Genomic DNA, 14,652 nt, shown 5'->3' on the forward strand with positions numbered 1-14,652 from the left:
GGCGAGCTTACCACTAAACACTTCGCCGGGCCGCACCGGCGGCGCTATGCCTCAGGGAGTGCGCGTATGGCTTTGTTGGTGCAGCTGAAAGTGCCGAGATAGAGCTGTCTGGCTGTGATGGCAATGTGCAGCTTTCAGCCGCCTTGCGCTGTGCTAGAGTGCACTTTTCGAACAACCTGGCCCAGGGTGGCGCGTCGGATAAGGAGGTGGGGCTCCCGGACGCGGTCAGTAGGCCATTGCGGGGCTGCATGCGTATCCTCTTTTTCCTCTGCCTTTGCCTGTTCGCCGGCCTGGCCAATGCCGTGCAATTCGACGAGCAGTTGCGCAGTCTCCCGCTGGGCCAGCACATGGACGTGTTCGAAGACGTTCGTGGCGATGCCAAGATTGACGACATCACGTCCCCCGCTCTGGACAGCAGCTTCCGCCGCCATGAGAAGCCTGTGCTCAATGCCGGGTATTCACACTCGGTCTTCTGGTTGCGTATCGACCTGGACTACCGACCGCATGCGGGGCGTGACCAACAGAACTGGTTGCTGGAGCTGGCCTATCCGCCGCTGGACCACCTGGACCTCTACCTTCCGGACGACCAGGGCGGCTACCGTCTCGCCCAGCGCACCGGTGACGCGCTGCCGTTCGATAGCCGGCAGATCAGGCAGAACAACTACGTCTTCAGCATTCCCCTGAAACCTGACCAACCCAGACGCATTTACATGCGCCTGCAGAGCGAAGGCTCTATCCAGGCACCGTTGACGCTCTGGTCGCCCCAGGCCTTCGTCGAAGAGCAGCCGGAACGTATCTATGTGCTCGGCATCATCTACGGCGTGCTGCTGGTGATGCTCTTCTACAACCTGTTCATCTATCTCAGCGTTCGCGACACCAGCTACCTCTATTACATCCTTTATATAGGCTCGTTCGGGCTCTACCAGATATCCGTCAATGGTGCGGGCATCCAGTACTTCTGGCCGGACAATCCCTGGTGGGCCAATGCGGCGACCCCCTTCCTGATTGGTTCGGCGGCGCTGTTCGGCTGCCAGTTCGCGCGCAGCTTCCTGCACACGGCTGACCACAGTCCCTGGGTCGACCGGGCGCTGCTCGCGCTGATGGCCCTGGGCGGACTTGCGATGGTCCTGGCGCTGACCGCCAGCTACGGCCTGGCCCTGCGTCTGGCCACTTCCCTGGCGCTGATCTTCACCGTGGTGATTTTCTCTGCCGGCGTGCTGGCCTGGCTGCGCGGTATGCGCGTAGCGCGCTATTTCATCATCGCCTGGAGTGCGTTCCTCCTCGGCGGCGCCATCAACACCCTCATGGTGCTGGGTTATCTGCCCAACGCCTTCTTCACCATGTACGCCAGCCAAATTGGTTCGGCGCTGGAAGTGGGGCTGCTGTCCCTCGCCCTGGCCGACCGTATCAATGCCATGAAAGAAGAACGCACGCGCATCCTCCAGGACGCCGGCCGCAAGCTGGAGGCGCTGAACCAGGAACTGGCCAACAGCAACCGATTGAAGGATGAGTTCCTCGCCACGGTCACCCATGAGCTGCGCACGCCGATGAATGGCGTCATCGGCTCCCTGGAGCTGATGCAGACGCTGCCGTTGCACGAAGAACTCGAGCAGTATCAACGCACGGCATCCGGCTCGGCGCGGGACATGATGCGCCTGGTCAACGACATCCTCGCCATGACCGAACTGCAGGCCGGCAAGCTCTACCCGCGACGCGAACCGTTCAGCCTGCGCGGGCTGATGGACAGCCTGCGGGTGCAGTACGGCCTGCGCGCGGTGGAAAAAGGGCTGGTCTTCGAGCTGGATCTCGATCACCGGCTCCCGGATACCCTCGAAGGCGACGCCGGCAAGCTTGGCCAGGCCCTGGGCTATCTGTTGGACAACGCCATCAAGTTCACCAGCCGCGGTAGCGTTGGTTTGCGAGTCAGCGGTCATGAGTCGGCCGACGGCGATCTGGCATTGCACATCGACGTCATGGATACCGGCATCGGTTTTTCCACCCCGCCGGATGGCCTGATCTACCGGCGTTTCTACCAACTCGATGGCTCCATGACCCGTGAGTACGGCGGACTCGGAATCGGCCTCGCCCTGAGCCAGCAACTGGTGACGCTCCTCGGCGGCAAGCTTTCTCATCAGTCTCAACCCGGACGCGGCAGCACCTTCAGCCTGGAACTGAACCTTTCATTGCCGGCTCAGAGCCAGGTCCTGCCTGCGCGACGCCCTGGCGGCCAGCCGCTGCGCAGGCCGGAGCAGTGCACCGTACTGGTGGTGGAGGACAACGCCATCAACCAGTTGGTGACCCGCGGCATGCTGCTCAAGCTTGGCTATCGTGTGCTCACCGCGGACAACGGCGCCGAAGCGCTGGAACAGATTCGCCGTGAATCCGTCGATGCCGTGCTGTTGGACTGCCAGATGCCGGTGATGGATGGCTTCGCCACCTGCCGGGCCCTGCGCGCCATGCCGGGGTGCACCGACCTGCCAGTGCTGGCGATTACCGCGCACAGTCACAGTGGCGACCGCGAGCGCTGCCTGGCCGCCGGGATGAGCGACTACATGGCCAAACCGGTCAAGTTCGAGGAACTGCGCTCTCTGCTCCACGACTGGCTGCTATGCAAGCCGGTCGAGACTGCAAAGTCGCTCGGTTGACTCGGCAAGAGCACGGCATTTATGTCACCAATCGCGGCATTTCTCCCACTTCCTGCAAGGTCTGAATCCTGATTCACTGAAAGAAGTGAATCAGGATTCAGATCATGGCCTATCGCACCACCACATCCCGAATCGACCGTGACCAGGCGCTACGCGGCCGCATCCTGGCCTGCGCCCATGCGCGGGTGGTGGAGGGCGGTTTTGCGGCATTGACCATGCAGGCGCTGGCCGAGGACGTGGGCATTGCCACCGGCAGCCTTTACCGGCACTTCTCCAACAAGGGCGAGCTGGCCGCAGAGGTCTTCGCCCAGGCGAGCCAGGTGGAAGTGGACAGCCTCGCCGTGGTGCTGCGTGGCGAAGGCTCGGCCGCGGATCGGTTGGCGCACGGACTGCGCCAGTTCGCTGCGCGAGCCTGGCATAGCCGGCGACTGGCTTTCGCGCTGATCGCTGAACCGGTGGACCCCGAAGTGGACGAACAGCGCCTGCTCTATCGCGAGGCCTATGCCGATCTGTTCTGCCAATTGTTGGAGGAAGGCCTGGCGCGTGGTGAATTCCAGGTGCCCTCGATTCCTCTCACTGCAGCCTGCCTGGTTGGCGCCATCGCCGAATCACTGGTTGGTCCGCTGTCGCCCCCGGGGCGCGCGATGCGCGACGCCGGTCATGATTCGGACGATCTCGAGACCGTCTGCGCCAACCTCGTTACCTTCTGCCTGCGCGCCCTGGGCGCCAGCCAACCTGTCCAGGAGAACCTGCGATGAGCCTGCACGAATTCGCCGAAACCCACGAAGTCTTCAACCAGGTACCGCCGCTGGATGGCGCCAACCTCTATCGCGTCGACCTGCCGCTGCAGGAGTGGGTCCGCCGCTACCAGGGTGGCTGGGCCGAAGAGCGCCTCGATGCCTATGGCGCCCTGGCCGGAGGTCCGCTGATGAGCGCGGGATTCCTTGCCAACGAGAACAAACCGGTGTTCAAGAGCCATGATCGCTACGGGCACCGTGTGGACCTGGTGGAGTTCCACCCGGCCTACCACGAGCTGATGCGCGCCTCCATCGAGCATGGCATCCCCTCGATGCCCTGGACCGACCCGCGCGCCGGCGCCCAGGTTGCCCGTGCCGGCTTGAGTTACCTTCACAGCCAGGCCGAAGCCGGCACCGGCTGCCCGTTGACCATGACCTTCGCCAGTGTGCCCGCGCTGCGACTGCAGCCGGAAATCGCCGAGCAGTGGCTGCCGAAGATCCTTTCCCGTGAGTACGACCCGCGCAACTTGCCCATGGAGCAGAAGGCCGGCGTCACCATCGGCATGGCCATGACCGAGAAACAGGGGGGCACCGACGTTCGTGCCAACACGACCCGCGCCCATCCCGTGGGCATCCCCGGGCCTGGCCAGGCATACGAACTCGTGGGCCACAAGTGGTTCTGCTCGGCACCCATGTGTGATGCCTTCCTTACCCTGGCCTACACCGACAAGGGCCTGTCCTGCTTCCTGCTGCCGCGCCACCGGCCGGACGGCAGCCGCAACGAGTTCTACATCCAGCGGCTGAAGAACAAGCTGGGTAACTGGTCCAACGCCTCCAGCGAGGTGGAGTACCGTGGTGCCCTGGCCTGGATGGTGGGCGAGGAGGGGCGTGGCGTGCCGACCATCATCGAGATGGTGTCCCTGACCCGCTTCGACTGCATGATCGGTTCCAGCGCCCTGATGCGTCAGGCACTGACCCAGGCCGCGCACCACTGCGCCTACCGCAAGGTCGGTGGCCGCGTGCTGGCCGAGCAGCCACTTATGCAGAACGTGTTGGCCGACCTGGCCCTGGAAAGCGAAGCCGCGCTGGCCCTGACCATGCGCATGGGGCGCGCCCTGGACAAGGTCCACGACGAGCAGGAAGACAAGTTCGCCCGACTGGTGACCGCCGTGGGCAAGTACTGGATCTGCAAACGGGCGCCCGCGATGATCAACGAGGCCGCCGAGTGCCTGGGTGGTGCAGGCTACGTGGAGGACACCATCCTGCCGCGTTTGTACCGCGAAGCGCCGGTGAACTCGACCTGGGAAGGCTCCGGCAACGTGCAGTGCCTGGACGTGCTGCGTGCCCTGTCCAAGGAGCCGGGCGTGCTCGATGCACTCTTCGCCGAACTGGGGAATGGTCATGGCGATGCGCGCCTGGCGTCCTTCATCGGCAAGCTGAAGAAGGGCTTTGCCGACACCGCTGACATCCAGTATCGGGCCCGCCAGCTGACCGAAGACGTGGCCGTGGCCTTGCAGGCCAAGCTGCTCCTGGAAGCCGGCAATGCCACGGTTGCCGATGCCTTCATCGGTAGTCGTCTGGGCGAGCATGGGCGTGTCTATGGCACGTTGCCTCGCGGTGCCGACGTCGAGGCCCTGGTAGCTCGATCGACGCCTCACCTGGCGTGATCTGCGGCTTGGCCATCCGCTCTTGCAGCGGGTGGCGGCTGCGGCGCGGCATCCTGCCGAATCGTTCTATGCCTTTATCTGTCCAAGCAGGCAAGATAGGTCCAGAGCGAATAGACAGGATGCCGACCGTGAGCCTCGAACCGAACGATTTTGTGATTGCCGAAACCGCCGAGGAAGCCGTTGACCGCCTCTCCGAGCTGCACAGGCAGGCCACTGGTGCCCTTAGTCAGGCGTTGAAACACTACATCAAGGAACGCGTCGAGCCGAATGCCGCGCAGCGTGCGTCGTTCCGCTATCCGTTGCTGCGCATCACGTACCGCTGCCAGGGCGAAGTCCCTTCCACGACCCGCGCCTTCGCCAAGATCCAGGTACCGGGCAACTACAGTGTCACCGTCACCCACCCGGACGCCTTCCGCACCTATCTCCTTGAACAACTGCGACCGCTGATGCACGACTTCACCGTGCAGGTGGAAGTGGGTACCAGCCAGCAGAACATCCCGTATCCCTATGTAGTGGAGCATGGTGATGAGCTGGCAGGGTCCGGTGTGACCGCCGCCGAACTGGCGCGGGTCTTCCCCAGTACGGACCTTTCTGCCGCTACCGATGGCGTGGCCGACGGACTCTACGATTGGGAGAACACCGATCCGCTGCCGCTGGCCCTGTTCGACGCAGCGCGGGTGGACTTCTCCCTTCGCCGCCTGGTGCATTACACCGGCAGCGATTGGCGGCACGTTCAGCCGTGGATCCTGCTGACCAACTATCACCGCTACGTCGACCAGTTCATCCGTCATGGCATCGACCAGCTGCGAGAGGATCCACGCTTCGTGCGCATGGTCCTGCCGGGCAATGTGGTGGTGGAGCGCGACATGGACGAAGGCGAGATGCAGGCCATCGTCGACGGCGTGGTCTGGCACCGTTACCAGATGCCGGCCTACCACCTCATCGCCAACGACGGCCATGGCGTAACCCTGGTGAATATCGGCGTCGGTCCGTCCAACGCTAAGAACATCACCGACCACCTGGCCGTACTGCGTCCGCACTGCTGGCTAATGATCGGCCACTGTGGCGGGCTGCGGCAGTCGCAGACCATCGGTGACTATGTGCTGGCCCATGCCTACATGCGTCGCGACGGCATTCTCGACCGCGTGCTGCCGCCCAACATCCCGTTGCCGGCGCTGGCCGAAGTGCAGCAGGCGTTGCAGGAGGCGGCGGCGCAGGTCACTGGCGAGCGCGGCGAAGACCTCAAGCGCCGCCTGCGTACCGGCACCGTACTCACCTACGACGACCGCAACTGGGAGCTGCGTTGGGCCCAGGAACGGCCGCTGATCAACCTGTCACGGGCGGTTGCCGTGGACATGGAAAGCGGCACGGTTGCGGCCCAGGGCTACCGCCTGCGGGTGCCTTACGGAACCTTGCTGTGCGTTTCCGACAAACCGCTGCATAGCGAGATCAAGCTGCCCGGTTCGGCCAGCGCCTTCTACCAGCGCGCCGTCAGCCAGCACCTGCGCATCGGCATTGCCGCACTCGACCTGCTGCGTACCCAGCTCAACTCACTGCACTCGCGCAAGCTGCGCAGCTTCGACGAGCCGCCGTTCCGCTAAAGATCGACAAGCAAAAGGGCCGCATCTCGTGGCCCTTTTTCATTCATGGCTCATGGGGGGAATCAGCCACTGATACCCCGGCGTCGGCACGCGGAACACCTCTGCTTCCACCTTCCAATCGGCCAGGGCCTTGCCGAGGTCGCGGGGTGGGGCGAACTGGCCTTCATCGGTCAGGTTGAAGGTGCCGAAGTGGATGGCCAGGCTGTTGCGGGATTCCAGTTGCTGGTGCGCCTGGACCGCATCGTCCGGGTTCATGTGGTTGTCGCGCATGAACCAGCGCGGTGCGTAGGCTCCGATGGGCAGCGCGGCGAAGCGCATCGGCCCGAAGCGTTCGCGAATGAGGCGGAATTCTGGCCCCAGACCGGTATCACCGGGGAACAGGAACGGACCGTCGGGCGACTCGATGACGAAGCCCATCCACAGCGTTTCGTTGGTATCGCTACGGGTCCGCGCCGACCAATGCTGGACCGGCACCGAGTGGAGCTTCAGGTCGCCGACCAGCGGCATCTCCTGCCACCAGTCCAGTTCGACCACCTGTTTGAAGCCGGCCTCCCGGATCAGCATCCCATTGCCCAGGCCGCTGACGACGGTGGCCTGCGGAAAGCGCTCTACCAGTCCGCGCAGGCTTTCCAGGTCAAGGTGGTCGTAATGGTTGTGGCTGACCAGGATCAGGTCGATGGGCGGCAACTGGTCCAGTTGCAGGCCCGGCGGGTGATGGCGTTTGGGGCCGACGAAGCTGAACGGGCTGACCCGCTGCGACCAGACCGGGTCCGTGAGGATGTTCAGTCCGCGATGTTGCAGCAGCAGGGTGGCGTGATTGATGTAGGTGACCCGGAGTTCGTTGCCTTGCACGCGCGCGGGAACCTCGGGCGGCACGGCCGGGCCGGGCTGGTCGAGCCAGTCCGCCTGCTTCTCGCGACTGAACTGCCAGCGCAGGAAGGACCGCAGGTCCTTGTGCGGCTTGGGTTCGAGGTTGCGGAATCGACGGCCGTCAAAGTTGGTCGTCGCCGGACCGCGATAGGGCGAGCGGTGATAGCCTGCGAGGGTCATCAGGTTGATCAGCCAGGTGGGGCGCAGGGCGCGCGGCATGGCGTTCTCTCTTGCGGCGGGGAGGCAGTCAACCTAGCATGCCTCTCCCATTCCCAGACCGCCAACCCGTTTCCAGGCATGTCGCGCCCAACTCGTCCCTCTCGCCCTGCTTCCCGTCGCCCTGCTGCGCCCCGTCGTGTGGCCAAGTCGCCCCCGGTGGAGCCGCGCCTGGTGCTGTTCAACAAGCCCTTCGACGTGCTGACTCAGTTCAGCGACGGCGACGGCCGCGCGACCCTCAAGGACTACATCCCGATCCCCGGCATCTACCCCGCCGGTCGCCTCGACCGCGACAGCGAAGGCCTCCTGCTGCTGACCAACGATGGCCAGCTGCAGGCGCGAATCGCCGATCCGAAGCACAAACTCGCCAAGACCTATTGGGTGCAGGTGGAGGGGGAGCCCAGTGACGAGCAACTGAAACGGCTGCGTGAAGGCGTGGAGCTGAATGACGGTCCGACCCTGCCCGCCGAGGCCCGGCAGATCGAAGAGCCTGCGCTGTGGGAGCGCAATCCGCCGGTGCGTTTTCGCAAGAGCGTACCTACCACCTGGCTGGAACTGGTGATTCGTGAAGGACGTAACCGTCAGGTGCGGCGCATGACCGCTGCAGTTGGCTTGCCTACGTTGCGGCTGGTGCGGGTACGCATTGGTCCCTGGAGCCTCGATGGGCTGGAGCCAGGAGAATACCGGGACGTGCCGGCGATGCTCTAAGTCGGCACCGCCTGGGTTTTCGGGCTGCTCAAAGACCTTCGATACTGCCGATCACCAGCGTCTTGATGACAAAGCCCAGCACGCCAAGGCCGAGGGCAAGAAACAGGATCATGGTGCCGAAGCGACCCGCCTTGGACTTCTTGGCCAGGTCCCAGACGATGAAGGCCATGAAGGCCACCAGAACGGCGATCATCGCTGTCATCATCAATTCTTCGAACTTCTCCGGACTCATCTCACACCTCTTGGGCTGAATACAGGCTGCACCCGCAGGGCCGAGGGCCGGGCGGAAAGCGGGGCGGTGCACTTGTGATTCCGTGAGCCGGAAGGCTCTTGTGAGGCGGGGCCACGCGAGGGGTGCAGCAAAGCGCGGCGATTATACGCCAAGCCGTCCGTCGCGCGAGGTCCGTTCAGCCGCGCAGATGACCCAGGGGCAGCTCGGTGCTGCTCAACACCTGATTGAGCACGAAGCTCGAACGCACGCTGGTCACGCCTTCGATCCGGGTCAACTGGCCCAGCAGGAATTGCTGGTAATGGTCCATGTCTGGTACCACCACTTTCAGCTGGTAGTCCGCCTCCATTCCGGTCACCAGGCTGCACTCCAGCACCTCGGGACACTGACGGATGACTTCCTGGAAATGCTCGAAGCGTTCCGGTGTGTGGCGATCCATGCCGATCAACACATAGGCGGTGAGGCTGAGGCCGAGCTTCTTGCGGTCAAGCAGCGCGACCTGGCGGACGATGTAGCCGTCGTCCTCCAGCTGCTTTACCCGCCGAGAGCAGGGGGAAGGTGACAGTCCGATCCGTTCGGCCAGCTCTTGATTCGAGATGCGCGCGTCGCGCTGCAATTCGGCGAGGATCTTGAGGTCGTATCGATCGAGTTTTTCCATTGCAGAGCCATCTCTTTGTTCTGATTGCTGTGAATATTGCTGCTTTGGTGATTAATTGCGCAAGCAGTACTTTTGTGAGCAATATTCGCAATCATTCGTCGCGTTCGTCGCCGTAATATTTCTCTCAGTTTCACGGCCCGGACAGCAAGTCCACCCGACCCGCCCAATCAGGTGTGTCGGCGCCGCCGACCCAACCGGATCGAGCAGGCCCCCGGGTCCGCACTGCCCAATCAGGCAGGCGATGAAAGCGGCGACAAAATCGCCAGCACAGGACGAATTTCCCGAAGGGGGCCCGCTGTACGGGGCCCCCTTTTTTATTAGCTTCCTGAGGCGTCAGATCACCCCGGCCAGCTTTAGCAGCCACCAGGCCATGATTGCCAGCTGCACGAAGAACCCGGCAAATCTCAGCCAGACGAACAGCGCGCTGGTGCTGATGAGGTGCACGAGGCTCTGGAACAAGCGGGCGCCCAGCAACAAACCGGCGAGTGGATCGGTGACGGCGGTCTGCTCGGTGGTGATGGCATAGAGCAACAGCGCGGCCTGCATCGGCAGGTTTTCCAGGGTGTTGGCATGGGCGCGCACCAGGCGCTGCCCGAAGGCGCCGGGGGTGTTGCTGCCATCAGCGGCGAAGGCGTTGACCCTCATCCGCCCGGTCAGCACCAGCAGGCCACGCTGGTTCACCATCAGGAAAACCAGCAGCAGACTCCAGGCGACCAGGCCGAGCAGGGTGGTGGCGGAAAGGGACAGGGGCATTGCGGACTCCTCGTTCTTGTTATGGAGCGAGCGAGTCTAGAAGTTTTAGAGTAATTACTCTAGTCGTGTTTAACCACTTCACTGGGGTCGGCGTGCACCAGCACTTCGGCGCGCGGGTACTGGTCGGTGATGGCCTGCGCCGCCTCCTCGCAGAGTACATGGGCGCGGGATAGCGTCAGTTCGCCCGGTAGTTCCAGGTGCAATTGCACGTACCAATGGTTGCCGGAGATTCGCGTGCGCAGGTCATGAGCGCCGAGTACACCCGGGACGGAGCAGGCAAGCCGGTGCATGTCGGCGCTGATGGCGGGCGTCAGCTCCTCGTCCATCAATACCGAGATCGATTCCCGGGCGATGCCGATCGCGCTCCAGAGGATGTATCCGGCAATACCCATGCCGAACAGCCCGTCGGCCCGCTGCCAGCCGAAGCTCGCCAGGATGAGTGCGAGGAGGATGCTGCCGTTGAGCAGCAGGTCGGAGCGATAGTGCAGCGAGTCGGCACGGATCGCAGAGGAACCGGTGGCGCGGATCACCCGGCGCTGGAGCATCAGCAAGCCGGCGGTAAGCGCCAGCGACAGGATCATCACGCCTATGCCGAGCGCCTGCGCGCCGAGCGGTTCCGGGTCGTTCAGCCGTTCATACGCCTGGGCGGCCACCAGTACGGCGCTGACGCTGATGAACAGCGCCTGGGCCAGGCCTGCCAGGGCCTCGGCCTTGCCATGCCCGTAGCGGTGATCGTCGTCTGCCGGCTTCAGTGCGTAATGCACCGCCAGCAGGTTGAGCAATGACGCTGCGCTGTCCATCAGAGAGTCGGTGAGGCCGGCCAGCAAGCTGACCGAGCCACTCATGGCCCAGGCAATGGCTTTGGCAATGACCAGGGTGATGGCGACAACGAGTGAGGCGCGAGTGGCCAGGCGCAGCAACTGCGCGTGCTGGCGGGATGAGGTCATGCCGACTCCGGCTTGAAGTAGATGAAGTCCATGGCTGGCGTCTCCAGGCCCATTGCCGAGATTGCGGCGGAGGCCTGGCCCCGGTGATGGGTGCCATGGTTGACCAGGTGGGTGACGATATCGCTCAGCGAACGCTGCTGTGGATCGCCGCGCATGTTGCGGTAATCCAGCGGGCGCAACAGGGTCGCGTCATCCAGGCCGACCAGTTGTGCCTGCCAGGCCTGGACGCCTGCCGCCAGGCAGGTGGCGAGTTCGTCACGGCCGCTGGCCACTTCCACATCCAGTCGATCATAGGGCTGGGGTTCCTGGCGAACCCTTGCCAGCCAGATGCGGTCCACTGCAGCCAGATGATTCAGGGTGCCGTGCAGGCTGCCAAAGAACAGCCCGCACGGGGCGCGGTACGCCGCGTCATCCACTTGCCGCAGGCTATCCAGCAGACGTTGGTACGCCCAGGCGTGGTAAGCCAGCAGATGTTGGAAATGCCGCGCCAGCTCGCCCATTTCAGGCCGCCGGGTGCAGACCGTATGCAGCCAACTGCTGCAGGTTGCCGCTGCGCTGCAGCAGTTGCGGGTTGTCCAGCGGCAGGTCATGGCCGGTTTCACGGGCGATGATCGACTTCAGGCGCACCGGGTCGACCTTGCCATCGGCGCCGATGGCCTCGCGCAGGGTTTCAGGGGCGACTTGTGCGGTCTGGCCATCGGGCAGGTAGATCGCGCCGGTGGCGAAATCGACGGCGAAGGCGATCAGGCCGGGGATCACATAGAAAAGAATGCCGATAGCATCCAGCGCGGCGACCACGGGGTCGATCTTGCCTTCGATCTGGCCACGACGATCCGGATAGAAGAGCGTGCCGCAGGCGGTGAGCTGGGTGAACAGAGCAGCGGCGACGGCGCCGCCGATCCAACGGGAAGCAATGCGCATATGCATCTCCTGGTCGAAAGATCGCAACTATACCAAGGCGTTCGTTTCAAAACCGCCTGGTTCATCTAAGACCCCGGCAAGGAACTGGCAGTTCGCCGGTATACTTTGCGCCTGCCTGGAGTACCCATGAATCCCCTACCCATCGATGCCGTCCTGCCCGACCTGCGGGCCGCCCTGCAATCTCGCCACGAAGCTGTGCTGGAGGCGCCGCCCGGCGCTGGCAAGACCACCCGCGTGCCGTTGGCGCTGCTGGACGAACCGTGGCTCGCCGGACAGAGCATCCTGATGCTGGAACCGCGCCGCCTGGCCGCCCGGGCGGCCGCCGAGCGCCTGGCCAGCGAACTGGGGGAGTCGGTAGGGGAAACCGTTGGCTACCGCATCCGCCTGGAATCGAAGGTCGGCCCGCGCACACGCATCGAAGTGGTGACCGAGGGCATCCTGGCTCGCCGCCTCCAGGAAGACCCGGCGCTCGAGGGCGTGGGGCTGGTGATTTTCGACGAGTTCCACGAGCGAAGCCTCGATGCCGATCTGGCTCTGGCCCTCTGCCTGAACGGCCGCGCCTTGCTGCGCGACGAGCCGGCGCTGAAGGTGCTGCTGATGTCCGCCACGCTGGAAGGCGAGCGTTTGTCGCGTCTGCTCGACGAGGCGCCGGTGGTGCGCAGCGAAGGTCGCATGTTCCCGGTGGAGCAGCGCTGGGGGCGCGCCAGTCAGCCAGGCGATGCGCTTGAACCCAAGGTGGTGCAGACCGTGCTCCAGGCACTTGCCGACGAACCCGGCAGCCTGTTGGTGTTCCTCCCCGGCCAGGCGGAGATACGTCGTGTTGCCGAGCAGTTGGGAGAGCGCCTCGACGGCCGCCCCGACATCCTGCTCTGTCCGCTACATGGCGATTTGGATCTGGCCGCCCAGCGTGCGGCCATCGAGCCGGCTCCGGCTGGCAAGCGCAAGATAGTGCTGGCCACCAACATCGCCGAAACCAGCCTGACCATCGACGGCGTACGCGTCGTAGTGGACGCCGGGTTGGAGCGGGTGCCGCGCTTCGACCCCGCCAGCGGCATGACCCGGCTGGATACCCAGCGCATCTCTCGGGCCTCGGCAACCCAGCGCGCCGGCCGGGCGGGCCGTTTGCAAGCGGGTGCCTGTTACAGGCTCTGGTCCGAGGCTCAGCATGAACAGCTGGCTGCCCACGGCAGTGCGGAAATCCTCCAGGCCGACCTCGCGGGTCTGGCTCTGCAATTGGCGCGCTGGGGCATTGCTGATCCCAACGAATTGGCCTGGCTCGATCCACCTCCCGCTGCCGCTTACGCCCAAGGTCGCGACCTGCTGCAACGCCTGGGCGCCCTGGACGAAGGCGGTGGCCTGACCCGGCACGGCCAGGCCATGGCCGAGCTGCCGGCCCATCCGCGCATTGCCCACTTGCTGTTGCGTGGACAGGCGCTGGGGCTTGGTGCTTTGGCCTGCGACCTCGCCGCGCTACTAGGGGAGCGCGACATCCTGCGCGGCGGCGGTGCCGACCTGCATAGCCGCCTCGCGCTGCTGGCAGGCGAAGAGCGCACGGCTCGCGGCTCTCGCGGCGGCGTCCAGCGCGCCCGTCAGCTGGCGCGGCAATTCCGCTCCTACCTGCGTGGCCCGGCCAGCGAGCCGGTGAACGACCCGGAGCATTCGCGTTGGCTCGGCTGCCTGCTGGCATTCGCCTATCCGGACCGGATCGCCCAGCAACGCCGTTCGGGGGGCGCTGATTACCGTCTCGCCAATGGGCGTGCTGCCACCTTCGGCGAGCCGGACGCCTTGATGAAGGAGCCGTGGTTGGTGATTGCCGACCTAGGCAGTCGCCAGGGGCAGCGCGAAGAACGCATTTACCTGGCGGCCGACCTCGACCCGGCACTGTTTGACGGAGCCCTGAGCGAACAAGTGAGCCGCCAGGACCTGCTGGACTGGGACGAGCGCGAAGGTGTGTTGCGTGCCGAACGGCAGGTCCGGGTCGGCGAGCTGGTGCTGGCCCGTGAAGCACTGACCGAACTTGACGGCGAGGCGCGTTCGCGCGCCCTGCTCGGGCTGGTGCGTCGCAAGGGTCTGGAGCTCCTGCCGTGGACGCCTGAGCTCCGCCAATGGCAGGCGCGGGTGAACCTGCTGCGTCGGCTTGACCTGGAAGACAAGGGTAAGAGCGAGTGGCCGGATGTCAGTGACGCGGCGCTACTGGCGACACTGGAAAACTGGCTGCTGCCCTATTTGGGCAAGGTCTCGCGGCTATCGCATTTCGCCAACCTGGAACTGTCCGGCATCCTCCAGGGGCTGTTGCCCTGGCCGCTGCCGCAGCGCCTGGATGAGCTGGCGCCGCGCACCCTGCAAGTGCCCTCGCAGTCGAGCATTCGCCTGGACTATCACGAGTTCCCGCCCGTGTTGGCGGTGCGCCTGCAGGAACTGTTCGGGCTGGCTGACACCCCTCGAATCGCCGGGGGGCGTCTGGCGGTGAAGCTGCACCTGCTCTCACCGGCCCAGCGGCCGGTACAGGTCACCCAGGACCTGGGCAGCTTCTGGCGCAATACCTATGCGGATGTGAAAAAAGACCTGAAAGGGCGGTACCCGAAACACTACTGGCCGGATGACCCCCTTGTGGCAGAGCCAACCGCTCGGGCCAAGCCGCGCAAGTCGTAGCGCTACGACCTGTCCTTATCCGAGGCAGAGGAGAAGGGCGGCAGGGTG

13 protein-coding genes are annotated in these 14,652 nt (G+C 64.6%); 6 read left to right on the forward strand and 7 right to left on the reverse strand.

Annotation, left to right across the window (positions count from 1 at the left end):
- Positions 1-248: 248 nt before the first annotated feature.
- The 4 genes from SA496_RS01640 to amn all read left to right on the forward strand — a co-directional run bounded on the left by SA496_RS01640 (position 249) and on the right by amn (position 6,650).
- Positions 249-2,645 carry a hybrid sensor histidine kinase/response regulator gene (locus SA496_RS01640; RefSeq protein ID WP_330114950.1) on the forward strand — a complete coding sequence of 799 codons (2,397 nt, stop codon included), beginning with the start codon at positions 249-251 and terminating at the stop codon, positions 2,643-2,645.
- 104 nt (positions 2,646-2,749) lie between these two features.
- Complete coding sequence (locus SA496_RS01645) at positions 2,750-3,403, forward strand: TetR/AcrR family transcriptional regulator (protein WP_120653100.1); 654 nt, start codon at positions 2,750-2,752, stop codon at positions 3,401-3,403.
- Complete coding sequence (locus tag SA496_RS01650) at positions 3,400-5,049, forward strand: acyl-CoA dehydrogenase family protein (protein ID WP_120653099.1); 1,650 nt, start codon at positions 3,400-3,402, stop codon at positions 5,047-5,049. The genes SA496_RS01645 and SA496_RS01650 overlap by 4 nt, the downstream gene beginning before the upstream one ends.
- 119 nt (positions 5,050-5,168) lie before the next feature.
- Positions 5,169-6,650 carry an AMP nucleosidase gene (gene amn, locus SA496_RS01655; RefSeq protein ID WP_120653098.1) on the forward strand — a complete coding sequence of 494 codons (1,482 nt, stop codon included), beginning with the start codon at positions 5,169-5,171 and terminating at the stop codon, positions 6,648-6,650.
- Between the two features lie 39 nt (positions 6,651-6,689).
- On the opposite strand, the gene SA496_RS01660 is transcribed toward amn, so the two are convergent.
- Positions 6,690-7,739, reverse strand: a complete 1,050-nt coding sequence (locus SA496_RS01660) for an MBL fold metallo-hydrolase (protein ID WP_330114951.1) — start codon at positions 7,737-7,739, stop codon at positions 6,690-6,692.
- Positions 7,740-7,877: 138 nt separating this feature from the next.
- Here SA496_RS01660 and SA496_RS01665 point away from each other — a divergent pair, with 138 nt between their 5' ends.
- Complete coding sequence (locus SA496_RS01665) at positions 7,878-8,444, forward strand: pseudouridine synthase (protein ID WP_162945841.1); 567 nt, start codon at positions 7,878-7,880, stop codon at positions 8,442-8,444.
- 28 nt (positions 8,445-8,472) lie between these two features.
- On the opposite strand, the gene SA496_RS01670 is transcribed toward SA496_RS01665, so the two are convergent.
- The 6 genes from SA496_RS01670 to SA496_RS01695 form a co-directional block, all read right to left on the reverse strand.
- On the reverse strand, positions 8,473-8,676 hold the full coding sequence (locus SA496_RS01670) for a DUF2788 domain-containing protein (RefSeq protein ID WP_077525185.1): 204 nt from the start codon (positions 8,674-8,676) through the stop codon (positions 8,473-8,475).
- 175 nt (positions 8,677-8,851) lie between these two features.
- Positions 8,852-9,331 (reverse strand): Lrp/AsnC family transcriptional regulator, encoded by a 480-nt coding sequence (locus SA496_RS01675; RefSeq protein ID WP_016490763.1) that lies wholly within the window; start codon positions 9,329-9,331, stop codon positions 8,852-8,854.
- A gap of 333 nt (positions 9,332-9,664) precedes the next feature.
- Positions 9,665-10,084: an MAPEG family protein gene (locus SA496_RS01680; protein WP_120653095.1), complete on the reverse strand. Its 420-nt coding sequence runs from the start codon at positions 10,082-10,084 to the stop codon at positions 9,665-9,667.
- Between the two features lie 59 nt (positions 10,085-10,143).
- Positions 10,144-11,031 (reverse strand): cation diffusion facilitator family transporter, encoded by an 888-nt coding sequence (locus SA496_RS01685; protein WP_120653094.1) that lies wholly within the window; start codon positions 11,029-11,031, stop codon positions 10,144-10,146.
- Entirely contained in the window at positions 11,028-11,531 is a 504-nt protein-coding gene (locus SA496_RS01690; protein WP_120653093.1) for a DinB family protein, read from the reverse strand. Before SA496_RS01690 ends, SA496_RS01685 begins: the two co-directional genes overlap by 4 nt.
- Position 11,532: 1 nt before the next feature.
- Complete coding sequence (locus tag SA496_RS01695; RefSeq protein WP_120653092.1) at positions 11,533-11,952, reverse strand: polyribonucleotide nucleotidyltransferase; 420 nt, start codon at positions 11,950-11,952, stop codon at positions 11,533-11,535.
- A 126-nt stretch (positions 11,953-12,078) separates the two neighbouring features.
- Here SA496_RS01695 and hrpB point away from each other — a divergent pair, with 126 nt between their 5' ends.
- A complete protein-coding gene (gene hrpB / locus SA496_RS01700) occupies positions 12,079-14,604 on the forward strand; it encodes an ATP-dependent helicase HrpB (RefSeq protein WP_330114952.1) in 2,526 nt (841 codons plus the stop codon).
- Positions 14,605-14,652 lie beyond the last annotated feature (48 nt).

This window comes from Pseudomonas sp. JS3066 (genome assembly GCF_036328175.1).
GTDB lineage: Bacteria > Pseudomonadota > Gammaproteobacteria > Pseudomonadales > Pseudomonadaceae > Metapseudomonas.

Bases quoted from the DNA above. Each gene is read 5' to 3' on its own strand.
- SA496_RS01640 (WP_330114950.1), top strand. From the start codon at position 249: ATGCGTATCCTCTTTTTCCTCTGCCTTTGCCTGTTCGCCGGCCTGGCC.
- SA496_RS01645 (WP_120653100.1), top strand. From the start codon at position 2,750: ATGGCCTATCGCACCACCACATCCCGAATCGACCGTGACCAGGCGCTA.
- SA496_RS01650 (WP_120653099.1), top strand. From the start codon at position 3,400: ATGAGCCTGCACGAATTCGCCGAAACCCACGAAGTCTTCAACCAGGTA.
- amn (WP_120653098.1), top strand. From the start codon at position 5,169: ATGCCGACCGTGAGCCTCGAACCGAACGATTTTGTGATTGCCGAAACC.
- SA496_RS01660 (WP_330114951.1), bottom strand. From the start codon at position 7,739: ATGCCGCGCGCCCTGCGCCCCACCTGGCTGATCAACCTGATGACCCTC.
- SA496_RS01670 (WP_077525185.1), bottom strand. From the start codon at position 8,676: ATGAGTCCGGAGAAGTTCGAAGAATTGATGATGACAGCGATGATCGCC.
- SA496_RS01675 (WP_016490763.1), bottom strand. From the start codon at position 9,331: ATGGAAAAACTCGATCGATACGACCTCAAGATCCTCGCCGAATTGCAG.
- SA496_RS01680 (WP_120653095.1), bottom strand. From the start codon at position 10,084: ATGCCCCTGTCCCTTTCCGCCACCACCCTGCTCGGCCTGGTCGCCTGG.
- SA496_RS01685 (WP_120653094.1), bottom strand. From the start codon at position 11,031: ATGACCTCATCCCGCCAGCACGCGCAGTTGCTGCGCCTGGCCACTCGC.
- SA496_RS01690 (WP_120653093.1), bottom strand. From the start codon at position 11,531: ATGGGCGAGCTGGCGCGGCATTTCCAACATCTGCTGGCTTACCACGCC.
- SA496_RS01695 (WP_120653092.1), bottom strand. From the start codon at position 11,952: ATGCGCATTGCTTCCCGTTGGATCGGCGGCGCCGTCGCCGCTGCTCTG.
- hrpB (WP_330114952.1), top strand. From the start codon at position 12,079: ATGAATCCCCTACCCATCGATGCCGTCCTGCCCGACCTGCGGGCCGCC.